Raw genomic sequence first — 15,134 nt, 5'->3', positions numbered from 1 at the left:
GCCGATGGCCTATGCCTCCTGGATGTCGTACACGTAGAAGAGCGAGTTCAACCCATTCTCGGGGATCCCGGTGAGGCCGTCGCGCGCGATGCGGAGCTGCGGGTTGAGGTAGAGCCACACGCTCGCGGCGTCGTCCGAGATCTTCTGGTTGACCTGCGTGATGAGCTCCGTCTGCTGCTCGACCGAGTCGGCCTGCTCGGCCTCGGTGAGCCACGTCTGGACGTCGGCGTCGTCGTAACCCCAGTAGAAGTCGGGGTTTCCGTAGAAGTTGATGTCACGGTCGTTCACGTGGCCCTGCAGGGTCGCCTCGAAGTCGTGGTCCGTGTACACCTTCTGGTACCACTCGTCGTCGGTGATGATGTTGATGTCCACCGTGACGCCGACCTTCGCGAGCTCGGTCTGGAGGAACTCGGCGACCGTCGAGTGCACGCCGGACTCCGGGGTGTCGATCGTGAACTCGAAGCCGTCGGGGTAGCCGGCCTCGGTGAGGAGGTCGGCGGCGAGGTCCGGGTCGTACGGGTTGTTGTCCGCGAGGTCGAGGTACCAGGGCTCCGACGGCGGCACCATCGAACCGATGAGCTGGCCGCGGCCGTCCCAGATCGCGTCGAGCAGCTGCTCGCGGTTGATCGCCGAGTAGACGGCCTTACGCACGTTCACGTCGTCGAAGGGTGCGACGCGGTCGTTGAACGCGAGCAGCTCCTTCGTCGTCGAGGCGCCCTCGATGATCTGGTAGTCGCCCGCCTCGAACTCGGAGAGGCTGTCGGGGTTCGACTGGCTCGTGACGAGGTCGACCGCGCCCGTGAGGAGCGCGTTGTTGAGGGCCGTCGGGTCGGCGTAGTACTGGTAGACCACGCCGCCGTTCGCCGTGGCGTCGCCCCAGTAGTCCTCGTTCACGTCGAGCGTGATCGAGTCGCCCTTGCGGTAGTCGCCGAGCGAGTACGGGCCCGTGCCGTCGGCCGTCGCCGTGAGGTCGCCGGCCTCGGGGTTCACGATCCAGACGTAGCCGAGGTTGTAGGTGAAGCTGATGGACTTGGAGGAGAGCTGGACCTCGACGGTCTTCTCGTCGACGGCCGTCACTGTGTCGATGACGCTCAGCTGGCTCTTGCGGGCCGCGATCGAGTCGTCGCTGATGAAGCGTTCGAGGCTGTACTTCACGGCCTCGGCGGTGAGCGGCGCCCCCGAGTGGAACGTGGCGTCCTGGAGCGTGAACGTATAGGTGAGGCCGTCGTCCGACACCTCGGTCTCGGCCGCGAGCAGCGGTTCGACCTGGGCGTCGTCCGTGATCTTGAAGAGGCCCTCGTAGACGTTCCCGGTGAAGACCTCGGTGACGCCCGAGCTGCCGCCGAAGATCTGGTCGAGGTTCGTGGGCTCGTTCTGCGATCCCACGATGATCTCGGCGTTGGCGTCGGGAGCCGAGTCGGGGGCTCCGGTGCCGCCGGCGCAGCCCGCGAGCACGAGGAGGCTGGCGGTGGCTGCGGCGATGGTGGCCGCGAGGCGGGTTCGGCGGTGGCGTGCGATCACGTCAGGTCCTTTGCTGGGGTGTCGGAGCCGCCAGTGAGCGTCTCCGGGCGGCGGGGAGCCGCGCGAGTGGGTGCTGATGCAGGTGCTGGGGTGCGGTGCGGTGGTGCGGGTCGGAACCGGAAGGGCTCCGTCAGATCGAGAAGCCGTCGGCGAAGCGCACGCGCTTCTCCCCCGCACGGAGCGGGACGGGCAGCCGGTTCTGCAGCGGAGGGAGCGGACAGTTCATCTGGTTCGAGAAGCCGCAGGGCGGAACGATCGCGCGGTTGAAGTCGATCGTGATGGGGATGCTGTCGCCCGGTGCGAGGTCGCCGGAGGCACCGGGGTGGTCGAGGAAGAGGAAGCGGCCGGCGCCGTAGCTCTCGCGGCCGTTCGTCGTGTCGCCGAAGACGAGCTGCAGGCTCGCGTGGCCGTCGTGGTTCGTGTCGAAGGCCGCGAAGCGGTACTCGGTGCCGTCGAGCTCGAAGACGAGGTCGCCGGAGACGGGGAGCGAGCGCGTGGCTCCGGCGTCCCTGATGTGCTCGAAGGGGACGACGCGCTGCTCGTCCACGAGCTCGAACCGGCCGGGGATCACCCAGGCGGGGTCGTACTCGTACGACTCGATCTGCTCGAACGCCTGATTGGCCGGGGAATCCTGCCGCCAGATGCGGTACCCCTCCTGCGGCTCACCCGAGTCGATGTCGGTGCGCTGGAGGCGCGTGAGCACGGCGTCCTCTGGCTGGCCGGCGCGGGCCTCGGCGTCGGAGACGGCCGGGACGCCGGCGGGGCTCCAGTGCGTGAGGACGAGCGCGAGGTTGCCGAGCGGAGCCGTCACCGCGGCGCGGCGCTGCGTCTTCCACGCCTCGTAGTCGACGATCGCGTCGTCATGCGTCGTGCTCTCGACCGCTGAACTCATGCCCACGTGCTCCACTCCATCAGAAACCAGACGCTGTCCGGTAACTCCGTGACGCTCTTTTACATTCCCGCGCATCGACCCGATCTGCCCCTCTCCCGCCCACCTCCGCGACGTACGGACGTCGGCGGCCGCGGGAGCCCACGAGGGGAGCGACGTCCACGCATCTCGGGACGGTCGCGAGGATATATCGACAGGTGTCGGAAAGTAGGCGTAGCATCGGCAGCGGTCCCGCCGATGTGACGCCGATCCGGGCGCCGCCGAGCGACCATCGCAACCCGAGAAAGGCATCAGTCATGACCACGACAGCACACGCAGCCGTCATCCACCAGGTGGACGGCCCCTTCGTCTTCGAGGACGTCGTCCTCGACGACATCCGCCCGGACGAGATCCTCGTCCGCATCGTCGCGACGGGTCTCTGTCACACCGATCTCGCCGTCGTTCACGGCGACATCCCCGGCCCGCTGCCGATGGTGCTCGGACACGAGGGAGCCGGCGTCGTCGAGGAGATCGGGTCCTCCGTCACCGGCCTCGCCGTCGGCGACCACGTAGCCGTCTCCTTCGCCTCGTGCGGGCACTGCGCCAACTGTCTCTCAGGACGCGAGGCCTACTGCCTCAACTTCATGCTCCTCAACATCGCCGGGGTCCGCGAAGACGGCTCCGGAACGATGACGGCCGCCGACGGCGGGACGACGCACGGATCGTTCTTCGGGCAGTCCTCGTTCGCCTCGCACGCGATCGTCGCCGCGCGGAACGCCGTGAAGATCTCCGACGACGTCCCCCTCGAGCTCGTCGGCCCGCTCGGCTGCGGCGTCCAGACGGGCGCGGGCACCGTCCTCAACACCCTCGCCGTTCCGGCGGGCGCGAGCATCGTCGTCTCGGGCACAGGGGCTGTCGGCCTGTCCGCGATCATGGCCGCGAAAGCGGCCGGCGCGACGACGATCATCGCCGTCGACGTGCTCGACGAGCGGCTCGCGTTCGCGACCGAGCTCGGCGCGACCCACACCCTCAACGGCCGGACCGAGGACGTCGTCGCGCGCATCCTCGAGATCACGGGAGGCGCCGGTGCGTCGTACGGCGTCGACACCACGGCCGTCCCGGCCGTCATCGGCCAGCTCACCGCCGCCACGAGCTTCGGAGCGTCCATCGCGCTGCTCGGCGTCGGGAAGCCGGACGCGACGATCCCGCTCGGCCTCGTCTCGGGAGGCGGCAAGACGTTCATCGGCGCGATCGAGGGCGATTCCGTGCCCCAGATCTTCATCCCGCGACTGCTGTCGATGTACGCGGCCGGGACGTTCCCCTTCGACCGTCTCGTCACGACCTACCCGTTCGCCGACATCGACAGGGCGATCGCCGACACCCAGTCGGGAGCGGCCGTGAAGGCCGTCCTCACGATGCCCGCCTAACCTGGAGAGCATGCGAGCAGCCGACCCCCGCAGCGCCCGAACCGTCGCCGCCCTGCGCGAAGCGCTGCGGGAGTCGCTCGCGTCCCATCCGCTCGACGAGGTGAGCGTGGCCTCGCTGTGCCGAGCCGCGGGGGTGCAGCGCACCACGTTCTACACGCACGCCGCGAGCGTGGCGGAGCTGCTCGCCGGTCTCCTCACCGAGGAGATCGACGAGCAGCTCGACGTGCACCCGGGCGCGGACGCCAGCGTGACCGAGGTGGCGCGTGCCTTCCAGGCGACCCTGGCCGCCGGGCTCGCCGTGGTCGCCCGGGACCGCGCGCTCTTCCGCGCGGCCCTCGACGCGAAGGCGTCCGCTCCCCTGCGGCGCAGCATCACCGACCTCATGACGCGTCGGCTGCACATCGCCCTCGACATCTGGAACGGGCTCGGCGTCGCCCGCGGCGTCGACCGCGAGGTCGTCGTTCCGTTCGCCGCCGGGGCCCTCACCGCGTCGGTGGAGACGTGGGCTCTCTCGGACCGGACGGACACCGACGACTTCGCTCTCGCCGTGCGCGACCAGATGCCACCCTGGTGGCCCCGCTACTGATCGCCTCAGCCGCGACGACGGACGGGGACGACGGCGGAGGGATCGGGCGCGACCACCGAGCGGCGCAGGTGCTTGTAGACCACCGACGTCTTCACGTCGGCGATCTCCTCGCGACTCGTGAGCCGGTCGATGACGAACGCGTAGAGCGCGTCGTTGTCGGGCACCGCGACGTGCACGATGAAGTCCTGGTCGCCCGTCGTCACGAAGACGCCGAGAGTCTCGGGGAGTGCACCCACCCAGTCGCGGAACTCCTCGATCACGGGTCGCGACGGCGGACGGATGCGCACGGCGACGAGCGCCTGGACGGGACGACCGATGGCCGCGAGGTCGACGTCGAGGGAGGCCCCGCGGATCACGCCGGCGTCGCGGAGCGCACGGGTGCGGTCGAGTGCGGTCGTCGGCGAGACGCCGACCGCTGCCGCGACGTCGCGATTGGACGTCCGTGCATCACGCTGGAGAACGGCCAGAATCGCCGCGTCGAGTTCGTCGATATCAGCCATACAGCCACTTTATCCGGATGATCTACGGCCGACTTGCATCACAGCCGGATACATGAGGTGCTCGACGCATGAACAGTGACACGATCGGCTATTCACCCGACGAGATCGACCTCTCCCTCTCCACCCGCGCGGCACGCCTCAAGTGGGTCATCGCCGTGAGCGCGGACCTTCCCTCCGGACGGGCGACGAACGCGGCCGTGTGCGTCGCCGCCACGACGATCGGCGCGGTCGCCGGCCTGCTCGGGCCGGACGTGGAGGACGCCGAGGGACGCTCGCATCCCGGGCTCCCATGGACCGGCTGCACGGTGCTCGCGGCGACGCACGAGCAGCTCGAGACCATCGCGCGGAAGGCGTCAGCCGCGGCCGACGTGTTCGTCGCCGACATGCCGGCGCTCGGCCAGGCCACACGCGTATACGACGAGTACGTCGCCGCGATGGCGCAGACATCCGCCGAGCAGCTCGAGCCGCTCGCCGTCAGCATCGTCGGCCCCCGCAACCGCGTCGACCGGCTCGTCGGCAGCCTCCCCTTGCTCCCCTGATTCCCCTCCTCCCCCGGCGGGACCGACTAGCCTGGCGGTCATGAGCGAGACGACCATCACCATCGAGGGCGGCTTCGACCACCACCACCCCGCCGAGCGCGGGACCATCCGGCTGACGGCCGGATTCCAGGGCGGGGACCGCTCGGCCGTGATCGCCCGCACGACACAGCTGCAGACGGCCATCGCGGGCGAGTTGCAGCAGCTCCACGATCCAGCGAGCGGACCCGTGACGTGGTGGTCGGCGAACCGCCTGCGGGTGTGGAGCGAGCGTCCGTGGAACAACGAGGGGAAGCAGCTCCCCCTCGTGCACCACGCCGCCGTGACGATGGAGGCGAAGTTCCGCGACTTCTCGCGGCTCGCCGACTGGGCCGAGCGGCTCGCGACGCTCGAGGGCGTCACGATCGGGGGCGTCGACTGGGCGCTCACCGAGGTCACACGGGCGCGCCTCACGGCGGATGCGCGGCACCGCGCAGTGCTCGACGCGACCGACAAGGCCACCGGTTACGCCCGGAGCCTCGGGCTCTCCTCCGTGCACCCGGTCGCCCTCGCCGACCCGGGCATGCTCGGGGACGAGAGCCGTCCGTCGACGTCGAACGACGCCGTCGCGATGTCGCGGTCGATGAAGGCCGGCGCCGACACGGGTGGGCTCGACCTCAAGCCGGACGACATCACCATCGCGGCGCGCGTCCACGCACGGTTCACGGCCTCCTGATCGCCTCGAGCACGACCGGGTCGGCGCAGCCGCGCGCGAAGCCTTCGATCCGCCTGTCGATGTCGCGCTGCAGGATGAGGGCACCGATGCGCTCGGCCATCGGCGCGAGCCACCGCGGCGTGCAGGTGAAGTTGTAGCGCCAGACGACGAGTGTGCGCGCGGAGTCGATCGGGTCGGGGCTGAACCTCCACCCGGCGCCGAACTTCTCGAAGAACCAGGACCCCTCCGTCATCGTCATCCCCACGTTCGTCGGCGGGTTGTACGACACGTACCGCGTGACCATGCGGAGCCCGAACCGCTGGACGGTCTCCGTCCGCACGTCCTTCGCCGCGGTCGTCGCCCCGTCGAGGAAGCGCTGGCGGCGGATGAACGGGTCCCAACGGAGCCGGATCTCGCCGGTGGTCTGCGAGACCGCGAAGGCCGTCGCGGGGTCGACGGGGACGGTGAGGCGGGACTCGACGACGGGCACGTGTCCATCCTGTCACCGGCGCGTTCCACGGCGGCACGGACGTTCGCGCTCTCCTGCCCGAACCGAGACGGGCGTGGCGCTACCCTTCTGGTGTGGGTCGACGCAACTATCTGATCGAGGGCGTTTCCGGGTCAGGCAAGACCGCGGTCTGTCATGAGTTGCGTCGCCGCGGCGTCCAGGCGATCAACGGTGATCGCGAACTCGCCTACCAGGGCGATCCGAGCACCGGTGAGGAGCGCAACGACATCGTCGGGCTGGCAGTGCACGATCACCACCTCTGGCGGACGGAGGAGGTCGCGGCGATCGCCGCCGACCGGAGCCAGCCCGCCACCTTCTTCTGTGGCGGGTCGCGCAATGTCGCCACGTTCGTGCATCTCTTCGACGAGGTCTTCGTCCTCGTCGTCGGAGCCGCAGAACTGAACAGACGGCTCGACGCCCGACCGCCCGACGAGTGGGGCGGGCGGGGGCGAGTGGACGAACGGGCTCTCATCCAGCGACTGCACGCGACCGGCGCGGGCCTGCCGACGAATGCCACCCTGATCGACGCAGAGGCCCCACTTTCCGAGGTCGTCGACGTCATCCTTCGCAGGGCGTCGCTCGCCCTCTGAGCATCCGGCATCCTGAGCGGATGGCCCAAGAGGGGCGTCGACGGTTCTGGCCCGCCAGCGCTCACCTCTCGGCGATCGCTTGACGAACCGGTGTCGCGGCGGGCGTTCAGCGCGACGGGGTGCGGTCGAGGCGACGCCAGGCGAGCTCCGCGAGGGCCTCGGCCTGGACACCGAGCACGGAGTCGTCGAAGACGGCGTGCTCCGAGTGCATGCCTGGCGCCCCCTCCGCGGGAGCACCGGCCGGCTGCGCGCCCAGGAAGAGGAGCGTGCCGGGCACCTGCTCGAGCACGTAGGCGAAGTCCTCCGATGCCATCGACGCGGACGGGAGCCGCACCACACGGTCCGCTCCGTACAGCTCGTCGAGCACCTCGAAGACGAACGCCGTCTCGGCCGGATCGTTGATCGTGACAGGGTACGAGTCGATGTACTCGATCTCGACCGTCGCGCCGTGGGCCGCGGCGACGCCCTCCGCGAGCGCGGTGAGGCGCTCCCGCACGAGCGCGAACGTCTCCCGGGACAGCGTGCGGATGTTGGCCTCGAGCACGACGCCGGTCGCGAGGACGTTGACCGCGGTGGACTCGCTCTCGATGCGCGTCACGGAGACGACGGCCGGGTCCGTGGCGGGAACACGGCGCGCGACGAACGACTGGAACGCGAGCACGATCTCCGCCGCGATCGGCACCGGGTCGACGGCGTGCTGCGGCCACGCGGCGTGACCGCCTGTGCCGACGACGCGCACACGCAGGCCGCTCGCGCTCGCCATGATCGGGCCCGATCGCGTCACGAAGGCGCCAGCCGGGGTGACGCAATCGACGTGAGCCGCGAAAGCCGCGACGGGGCGCTCCCCCGCCGCGTCGAGCACGCCCTCCTCGATCATCATCCGTCCGCCGGCGAAGCCCTCCTCCCCCGGCTGGAACATGAAGACGACGGTGCCCGGCAGCTCGGACCGATGAGCGTGGAGGAGCCGCACGGCCCCGAGCAGCCCCGCCATGTGGAGGTCGTGCCCGCACGCGTGCATCGCGCCGCTCGTGCTCGCGAACGGCAGGCCCGTCGCCTCGACGATCGGGAGCGCGTCCATGTCGGCGCGCAGCAGGACGACGGGGCCGGATCGTCCGCCGCGGAGCACCGCGGTGACGGAGGAGAGCCCGTCGCCCGTCGTGATCTCGAGGCCGAGCCCGTCCAGATGTTCGAGGAGCACGCGCTGCGTGTCGGGCAGCTCGAGGCCCACCTCGGCGACCCCGTGCAGACGCCGGCGCACCGCGACGAGGTCGTCGAGCAGGGCGGAGGCGTCGAAGGCCCCGGTCACGAGGACCGCAGTCCGTTCACAAGACGGATGCGCGCCGCGAGTTCCGGGTTCTCGTACGGCCCGGGCCGGTCGAGTGCGGCGACGACCCGTTCGAGGACCTCGACGGGCTTGTCCTGGCTCATCTTCTCCTTGCCGACGAATCGCGTGACGCGGAGCCGGAAGCCCACGGTTCCCGCGACGATGCGCTCGGCATAGGCCGAGGTCGCGATGGTCCCGCGCATCCGGAACGGGTTCGGCAGTGGGTCCTCGAAGTGGTCGACGAGTCGTTCGAGGACGGCGAGGTTCTCCTCGTCGCTCAGGATCTCGGGCACGCCGTACGCGTGCACGGTGGCGAAGTCCCACGTGGGGACGGCGGGGTCCACCTCGTACCAGGACGGCGAGATGTAGCCGGAGGGGCCGTAGAACACCACGAGGAGTTCGCGCGAGCCGAGCTCGTGCAGGCGCTCGTCCGGTCGGCCCACGTGGGAGACGAGCGTGATCGCCTCGTCGTCCGACTCGGTCTCGTCGAGGATGAACGGGTAGTGCGACGCGACGGGTCCTGTGCTCGTGGCGCTCATCATCGTGGCCCAGGGAGCGGCGCGGATGAGCGCTTTCGCGTCCTCGACTCGAGTGAGGGCGTAGTCGGGGTTCTCACGCATGGTCGTGTCCCTTCGCCCGCCGGGCGTTGCCGGCGATCATCGCCACGTAGTCGGGCCAGAGGTCCCGTTCGAGGCGGTGCCCCATGCCCTCGATGATATGGAGGTCGGCGCCCGGGATCGCCTCGGCCGTGAGCTCGGCGGCGAGCGGGCGCAGCTGGGGATCGAGCCGACCGTGGATCACCGTGGTCGGAACGGTCACGGAGCGGAGCCGTTCGAGCCGGTCGTCGGCGCGCCGGAGCGCAGCGCCGTGCCGCTGGAAGCCGTTCGGCTCGTATCCCCGATCGATCTGGCGCGCGGCGTGCTCCCGCTCGTCGTCCTCGTCGAACTCGTAGGCGGTCACGTGCATCGACCGCTGGTAGGCCACGAACTGCTCGATCGCCTCCTCCCGCGGGAGCGCCGGGAACGGCACGGGGTCGGCCTCTCCCGCTGCGATCTCCGACGGCGCGAGGTACGCGGGATCGAGCCCCGGGATCGCGGACAGGATCGCCATGCTCCGGACACGGCCCGGGTGGTCGATCGCGAGGTACTGCGCCATGATCCCGCCCATCGAGTGGCCCGCGAGGTGGGCGCTCTCGATGCCGAGGGTGTCGAGCACGCGCAGCACGTCCTCCGCCGCCTCGGCCACGGAGTAGCCGCCGTCCACGGCGTCGACCCCGCCGCCGAAGCGCTGGGACAGCCCGGTGTCGCGGTGGTCGAAGCGGATCACCCGGAAGCCCTCGGCCACGAGGAGCGCGCAGAACTCGTCCCGCCAGTCGATGAGCTGGGTGGCTCCCCCGCCGATGAGCACGAGAGGCTCGGCGGACTCCTCACCGAGCGCCTCGAAGTGGATGCGGACATCGTCCACCGTGGTGTCGGGCATCAGCGCGGGTCCTCCAGATCGTTCCAGGTGAAGCGACCGCCGAGGAGCGTCGCCGCGACGGGCATCTTTCGGAGCGCGTCGGGCGTGGCGGCGAGCGGATCCGCGTCGAGCACGACGAGGTCGGCGACCTCTCCCTCCGTGATCGTGAAGCGGCCACGGGCGCTCGCGGCGAGCGCGAGGTCGACGGGGAGGTTCTGCTCGGGATGCCACGGATCACGGCCGTCGCGGGAGCGTGACACGGCGGCGGAGATCGCGAGCCAGGGGTCGAGCGGGGCGACGGGTGCGTCGGAGCCGAGATGGACCGTGGCTCCAGCGTTGTGGAGGGAGCGGAACGCGAACGCCCGGTCGGTGCGGCCGTGCCAGTGCCGGTCGGCCACGTCGCGGTCGTCCATCGCATGCTCCGGTTGCACGCTCGCCGTGAGCCCGAGGCGACCGAAGCGCGCGAAGTCGTCGTCCGAGACGAGCTGCGCGTGCTCCACGACGCCCGCGATCCCCAGGGACTCGAACGCGTCGATCACCTGGGTGTTGGCCTGGTCGCCGATGGCGTGCACGGCCGGCGCGATGCCGTGCGCGTGGGCCGTGGCGAGGAGCTCCACGAGTCGCTCGGGTGTGACGCTCTGCACCCCGTAGGAGTGCGGGTCGGCGGGGTCGAGGCCCGGGTACGGTGCCCAGCAGTACGCGGTGCGGGTGTTGAGGGAGCCGTCGACGACGATCTTGAGCCGCCCGAAGGTCACGAGCCCAGCGTCGTCGAGCACGTCGCCGGTCCGCAGACCCCGCGCGATCGCCTCATCGAGGCGGTCAGGCCACACGGACCCCTCCACCCGCAGGGAGTCGACTCCCGCGGCGACGCGGTCCGGCCAGATCGTCGCGTTGTCCTGGTTCTCGAACTCGACGACGCCCACCACACCGCGGGAGGCCGCGGCCCGCGCGGCCGCGGCGTAGGCGTCGAGGCTCGGCTGCGTCCCGCGGTCGTGCACGCCGAGCGCGCCGATCCACTCGGTCTCGCGGAGCACCCCGTCATCCGGCAGGTCGAGACCGTATCGGCGACCGGCGGCCGAGTTGAGCCATCCGCAGTGGAGGTCGCCGCTGATGAGCATGACCGGTCGATCGGGGGCGATCGCGTCGAGGGCCGCACGGGTGGGGGCATCCGACCAGAGCGCGTCGCGGAAGCCGTAGCCGACGACCACGTCGGCGTCCGAGACGGGGAGCGCCGCGCGCATGATCGCGACGGCCGCCGCCGCGCTGTCCGCGGGAGAGAGGTCGATACGCTCACGGCGCACGACCCACTGCGTGAAGTGCACGTGACCGTCCCAGAGTCCCGGCGCGAGGTGCCGCCCGTCGAGGCGCAGCTCGGGAAGGCCGGGGGCCGCGAGTCCCGACGGTGCGACACGCGCGATCCGACCACCGGAGAGCAGCACGTCACGCGGTTCGGCGACGCCGAGGAGGCGCGCATCGCGCAGGAGGAGACCGCCGGTCCGTCCACGACCGGCCGAGGGGGTGGTACTCATGCGTCCTCCAGTTCGAGGGGCTCGCCCATCACGGGCACGGAGCGCAAGAGCTCGCGCGTGTACGGATCGGCTGGGTGGGCGAGGACGGTCTCGGTGTCGCCGTGCTCCACGATCCGTCCGGCGCGCATGACGCTCACCTCGTCGCTCACGTACCGCACGACCGCGAGGTTGTGCGAGATGAAGAGCATCGTGAGCTGCAGTTCCTCCTGCAGCTCCCGCAGCAGATTCAAGACGACACCCTGCACCGACACGTCGAGTGCCGACGTGATCTCGTCGGCGATGAGCACGGACGGCTCGGCCGCGAGCGCGCGAGCGATCGTGATGCGCTGTCGCTGCCCGCCGGAGAACGCCGAGGGCGACTCCCCGGCCCTGCGCGGGTCGATGTGCACGCGCTCGAGCAGTTCGTGCACGCGCGCCTCGCGGTCGAGCCGCGAGTACCGACGTCCCGTCGCGAGGAGTCCCTCGGCGATCGAGACGCCGACGGGCATGCGCGGATCGAGAGCGCTGAAGGGGTCCTGGAACACCATCTGCACGCGGCGCCGGGCGAGCCGCGACGCGGGCTTGCGATCGGTGATGTCCACGCCGTCGAGCAGGATCGCTCCACCGCTCACCGGGGTGAGCCCCACGGCGATGCGCGCCATCGTGCTCTTTCCGGACCCCGACTCCCCGACGAGGCCGTGGGTGGTGCCGTCGCGCACGACGAGGTCGGCGGAATCGACGGCGAGCTGGGACGCGCGACCGTGCCCGTAGCGCACGCTCACGTCGCGGAACTCGAGCTCGCTCATGCGCGCACCTCCGGGGTGTCGGCCACGGCGACCGCGGCGGTGTCGGCGGGTATGACGGGCAACGGTGTGGATCGGTCCGTCGCCATGTCGGGCACACACGCGATGAGGCCGCGCGTGTAGGGGTGACGGGCCTGGTCGAGGCGGTCCGCCGCGAGTTCCTCCACGACGCGACCGTCGCGCATCACGATCACCCGGTCGCAGAAGCCGCTCACGAGGGCGATGTCGTGCGAGATGAGCAGGATCGCCGCCCCCGTCGATCGCTGGGCGTCGCGGAGCGCCCGCAGCACCTGCCGCTGCACCGTCACGTCGAGGGCCGTGGTCGGCTCGTCGGCGATGATGAGCCGAGGCGAGCCCATGAGCCCCATCGCGATCATCGCTCGTTGCCGCATGCCGCCCGAGAACTCGTGCGGAAGCTGGCGGAGGCGTCGCTCCGGCTCGGGGATGCGAACGAGGCCGAGGGCGTCGACGGCCCGTCGGATGGCGGCCGCGCGCGGCACGCGACCATGGATCTCGCTCACCTCGCGCAGCTGGCGACCGACGGAGAGCGACGGGTTGAGCGAGCTGAGCGGGTCCTGGAAGATCATCGCCTGCTCGAGACCGAGTCGCCGGCGCTCTGCCGCCGTCGGCTCCACGGTCATGTCGATGCCGCGGAAGTGGAGGTCGTCGCTCTCGACGAGCGAATCGGGACCGAGGAGGCCGGCGATCGCCATCGCCGTGACGGACTTGCCCGACCCGGACTCCCCCACGATCCCCACGATCTCACCGGGATCGATCGACAGGCTCACGCCGTGCACGCGCTCGACGATCCCGCCGTCCTCCGTGCGGAACGAGACGCGGAGATCGGACGCCCGCACGACGGGCTCGGTGTCCGACACCACGGGGATCGCCCGCGTCTCGGCGCGCGTGCGGCGCCGGATCGCCCGGAGCGGCGCGTTGCGGCGCCGCTCGCTGAACAACTCGCCGAGCAGCGCGAACACCACACCCGTGAGGACGATCGCGATGCCGGGACCGATTGCGGCCATCGGGTCGACGTAGATACGCCGGGAGCCCTCGTTGAGCAGTCGGCCCCAGTCGTACTCCGGGGCCTGGACCCCGAGACCGAGGAAGGACAGGGCGGCGAACGACAACAGGGTCACCGAGGCGTGCACGGCCATGTTGACGAGGAGCGGCGGCAGGATGTTCGGAAGCACGTGGCGCGCGGCCGTGCGCAGCGGTCCGCTGCCGAGGATGCGGGCGGCGTGCACGAAGTCGCTTCCCGCGACCGACGACGCGAGCGTCGAGATGAGACGACCGAACACCGGGATGCCCGCGAAACCCACGGCGAGCATCGCGCCCGTCGCCGTGGTGCCCCAGATGACGGAGAAGAAGAGGGCGAGCAGCAGCCACGGGAACGACAGCAGGATGTCGATGAACGCGTTCACGGCACGGCGCGCGAGGGAGGGAAGCACGGCGGCGATGACGCCGACGAGCACGCCTCCCGCCACCGAGATGCCCGTCGCCCCCAGGGTGAGGAGCACGGAGACGCGTGTCGCGACGATCACCCGGGCGAGCAGGTCTCGCCCGAGCTCGTCGGTGCCGAACGGGTGGGCGAGGCTCGCGCCCTGCTGACGGGACGCGATGTCGCGGGCGCTCGCCGCGTCGCCGAAGAGGATCGGACCGAGGACCGTCGCGAACAGCACGGCGAGAACACCGATCGAGACGGCGATGCCTTGCGGCGTGAAGAGGGTGCGGGCGAGTCGGGTGCGCATGTCAGGCCTCCGCGATCGTGGAGCGCGGGTCGAGCACTGCGAGCGCCAGGTCGATGACGAGGTTGGCCGCGAGGACGAGGACCGCGTAGACGAGGACGACGCCCTGGATGAGCGGGTAGTCCTTCGTGGTGATGGAGGAGACGATCGTCGACCCGATGCCGGGGATGACGAAGACCGTCTCGATGAGCACGGTTCCGGCGACGAGGCCCACGAGCACGACGCCCCCGGCCGTGAGCGATGCCGCGACGATGTTCGGCAGGGCGTGGCGCAGGTAGAGGATCTGCGCGGGCAGCCGCTTGCTGCGAGCCGTGGTGATGTACGGCTCGTCGAGCACGCGCAGCATCTCGACGTGCACGATGCGGGCGAGGTACGCGAGCGGACCGATCGCGAGGGCGACCACCGGCAGCACGACCTGCGACGGCTGTCCCCAGCCCGCCGGGGGGAACCACTGGAGTCCCACGCTGAAGAGCGAGATGAGCAGCACGGCGAGCAGGAAGTTCGGGATGGCGATGAGGATGCCGAGCAGTCCGGAGACACCGAGGTCTGCGGCGCGACGACGACCGCTCCGGGCCGAGACCGCGGTCGCGACGCCGATGGGGAACGCCCCGAGGGCGGCGATGAGGAACGAGATCACGGAGAGGAGCAGCGTCGTCGGAAGCCGCTCGGCGATCGTCGTCGCGACCGGTCGCTGCGAGGTGACCGACACCCCGAGGTCGCCGGTGAAGAGCCCGCCGACGTAGTTCGTGAACTGCTGCCAGAGCGGGAGGTCGAGGCCGAGCGAGCGCCGGAGCGCCTCGACGGCCTCTGGCGACACCGTGGGGCCGAGAGCCGCTCGCACCGGGTCCCCGGGAACGAGGTGGACAAGGAAGAACGACGCCATCAAAACGATGGCGAGGGAGACGACGGCCCGGAGGAGCCGCCGCAGCACGAAGGCGAGCCGCGGCGACCCCGCCAGGACGCGGAGCCGCTCCCCCCGACCACCGGGCGCGGCGGTCGACGGAGTCGGGGCGTCCGCGCCCGTGGTCGTGCCCGTCGTGACGGTGGTCGAGGGGAGCGTCAT

General features: G+C 70.7%; 16 protein-coding genes. 5 read left to right on the top strand and 11 right to left on the bottom strand.

From position 1 onward, the window contains the following. Nucleotides 1-9: 9 nt before the first annotated feature. Both CLV49_RS14090 and CLV49_RS14085 read right to left on the bottom strand, forming a co-directional pair. Nucleotides 10-1,521, bottom strand: coding sequence for an ABC transporter substrate-binding protein (locus CLV49_RS14090; protein WP_243696555.1), 1,512 nt, complete (start codon nucleotides 1,519-1,521; stop codon nucleotides 10-12). A gap of 130 nt (nucleotides 1,522-1,651) precedes the next feature. After that, nucleotides 1,652-2,413: a DUF1684 domain-containing protein gene (locus CLV49_RS14085; protein ID WP_106564103.1), complete on the bottom strand. Its 762-nt coding sequence runs from the start codon at nucleotides 2,411-2,413 to the stop codon at nucleotides 1,652-1,654. 293 nt (nucleotides 2,414-2,706) lie between these two features. On the opposite strand from CLV49_RS14085, the gene CLV49_RS14080 reads away from it, so the two are divergent. Together CLV49_RS14080 and CLV49_RS14075 are read left to right on the top strand one after the other, a co-directional pair. Further along, the gene (locus CLV49_RS14080; protein ID WP_106564102.1) at nucleotides 2,707-3,816 is read left to right on the top strand and encodes an NAD(P)-dependent alcohol dehydrogenase; all 1,110 of its coding nucleotides are present in this window, start codon (nucleotides 2,707-2,709) and stop codon (nucleotides 3,814-3,816) included. 10 nt (nucleotides 3,817-3,826) lie between these two features. Further along, nucleotides 3,827-4,402, top strand: a complete 576-nt coding sequence (locus tag CLV49_RS14075; protein WP_106564101.1) for a TetR/AcrR family transcriptional regulator — start codon at nucleotides 3,827-3,829, stop codon at nucleotides 4,400-4,402. Between the two features lie 5 nt (nucleotides 4,403-4,407). On the opposite strand, the gene CLV49_RS14070 is transcribed toward CLV49_RS14075, so the two are convergent. Next, a complete protein-coding gene (locus CLV49_RS14070; protein WP_243696556.1) occupies nucleotides 4,408-4,902 on the bottom strand; it encodes an Lrp/AsnC family transcriptional regulator in 495 nt (164 codons plus the stop codon). Nucleotides 4,903-4,970: 68 nt separating this feature from the next. On the opposite strand from CLV49_RS14070, the gene CLV49_RS14065 reads away from it, so the two are divergent. Next, nucleotides 4,971-5,441 carry a DUF2000 domain-containing protein gene (locus CLV49_RS14065; protein WP_106564100.1) on the top strand — a complete coding sequence of 157 codons (471 nt, stop codon included), beginning with the start codon at nucleotides 4,971-4,973 and terminating at the stop codon, nucleotides 5,439-5,441. A 40-nt stretch (nucleotides 5,442-5,481) separates the two neighbouring features. Next, the gene (locus CLV49_RS14060; RefSeq protein WP_106564099.1) at nucleotides 5,482-6,153 is read left to right on the top strand and encodes an SIMPL domain-containing protein; all 672 of its coding nucleotides are present in this window, start codon (nucleotides 5,482-5,484) and stop codon (nucleotides 6,151-6,153) included. Here CLV49_RS14060 and CLV49_RS14055 read toward each other — a convergent pair. Then, nucleotides 6,140-6,622, bottom strand: coding sequence for an SRPBCC family protein (locus CLV49_RS14055; protein WP_106564098.1), 483 nt, complete (start codon nucleotides 6,620-6,622; stop codon nucleotides 6,140-6,142). The genes CLV49_RS14060 and CLV49_RS14055 overlap by 14 nt on opposite strands. A 92-nt stretch (nucleotides 6,623-6,714) precedes the next feature. Between CLV49_RS14055 and CLV49_RS14050 the strand changes: the two genes are divergently transcribed. Further along, a complete protein-coding gene (locus CLV49_RS14050; protein ID WP_106564097.1) occupies nucleotides 6,715-7,230 on the top strand; it encodes a nucleoside kinase in 516 nt (171 codons plus the stop codon). A gap of 106 nt (nucleotides 7,231-7,336) precedes the next feature. On the opposite strand, the gene CLV49_RS14045 is transcribed toward CLV49_RS14050, so the two are convergent. From CLV49_RS14045 to CLV49_RS14015, 7 genes are read right to left on the bottom strand one after another with little or no spacing between them, the layout of a single operon-like run. Next, nucleotides 7,337-8,536: a M20 metallopeptidase family protein gene (locus CLV49_RS14045; RefSeq protein ID WP_106564096.1), complete on the bottom strand. Its 1,200-nt coding sequence runs from the start codon at nucleotides 8,534-8,536 to the stop codon at nucleotides 7,337-7,339. Continuing rightward, nucleotides 8,533-9,174, bottom strand: coding sequence for an FMN-binding negative transcriptional regulator (locus tag CLV49_RS14040; protein WP_106564095.1), 642 nt, complete (start codon nucleotides 9,172-9,174; stop codon nucleotides 8,533-8,535). The genes CLV49_RS14045 and CLV49_RS14040 overlap by 4 nt, the downstream gene beginning before the upstream one ends. Next, nucleotides 9,167-10,033, bottom strand: a complete 867-nt coding sequence (locus CLV49_RS14035) for an alpha/beta fold hydrolase (RefSeq protein ID WP_106564094.1) — start codon at nucleotides 10,031-10,033, stop codon at nucleotides 9,167-9,169. Before CLV49_RS14035 ends, CLV49_RS14040 begins: the two co-directional genes overlap by 8 nt. After that, complete coding sequence (locus tag CLV49_RS14030; RefSeq protein WP_106564093.1) at nucleotides 10,033-11,541, bottom strand: amidohydrolase; 1,509 nt, start codon at nucleotides 11,539-11,541, stop codon at nucleotides 10,033-10,035. The genes CLV49_RS14035 and CLV49_RS14030 overlap by 1 nt, the downstream gene beginning before the upstream one ends. Further along, entirely contained in the window at nucleotides 11,538-12,326 is a 789-nt protein-coding gene (locus CLV49_RS14025) for an ABC transporter ATP-binding protein (RefSeq protein WP_106564092.1), read from the bottom strand. The genes CLV49_RS14030 and CLV49_RS14025 overlap by 4 nt, the downstream gene beginning before the upstream one ends. Beyond that, complete coding sequence (locus tag CLV49_RS14020) at nucleotides 12,323-14,074, bottom strand: dipeptide/oligopeptide/nickel ABC transporter permease/ATP-binding protein (RefSeq protein WP_106564091.1); 1,752 nt, start codon at nucleotides 14,072-14,074, stop codon at nucleotides 12,323-12,325. The genes CLV49_RS14025 and CLV49_RS14020 overlap by 4 nt, the downstream gene beginning before the upstream one ends. A 1-nt stretch (nucleotide 14,075) precedes the next feature. Beyond that, nucleotides 14,076-15,134 carry an ABC transporter permease gene (locus tag CLV49_RS14015; protein ID WP_106564090.1) on the bottom strand — a complete coding sequence of 353 codons (1,059 nt, stop codon included), beginning with the start codon at nucleotides 15,132-15,134 and terminating at the stop codon, nucleotides 14,076-14,078.

Origin of the sequence: Labedella gwakjiensis, assembly GCF_003014675.1 — a bacterium.
Taxonomy (GTDB): domain Bacteria; phylum Actinomycetota; class Actinomycetes; order Actinomycetales; family Microbacteriaceae; genus Labedella; species Labedella gwakjiensis.
This window is presented reverse-complemented; position numbering and strand designations above follow the sequence as displayed.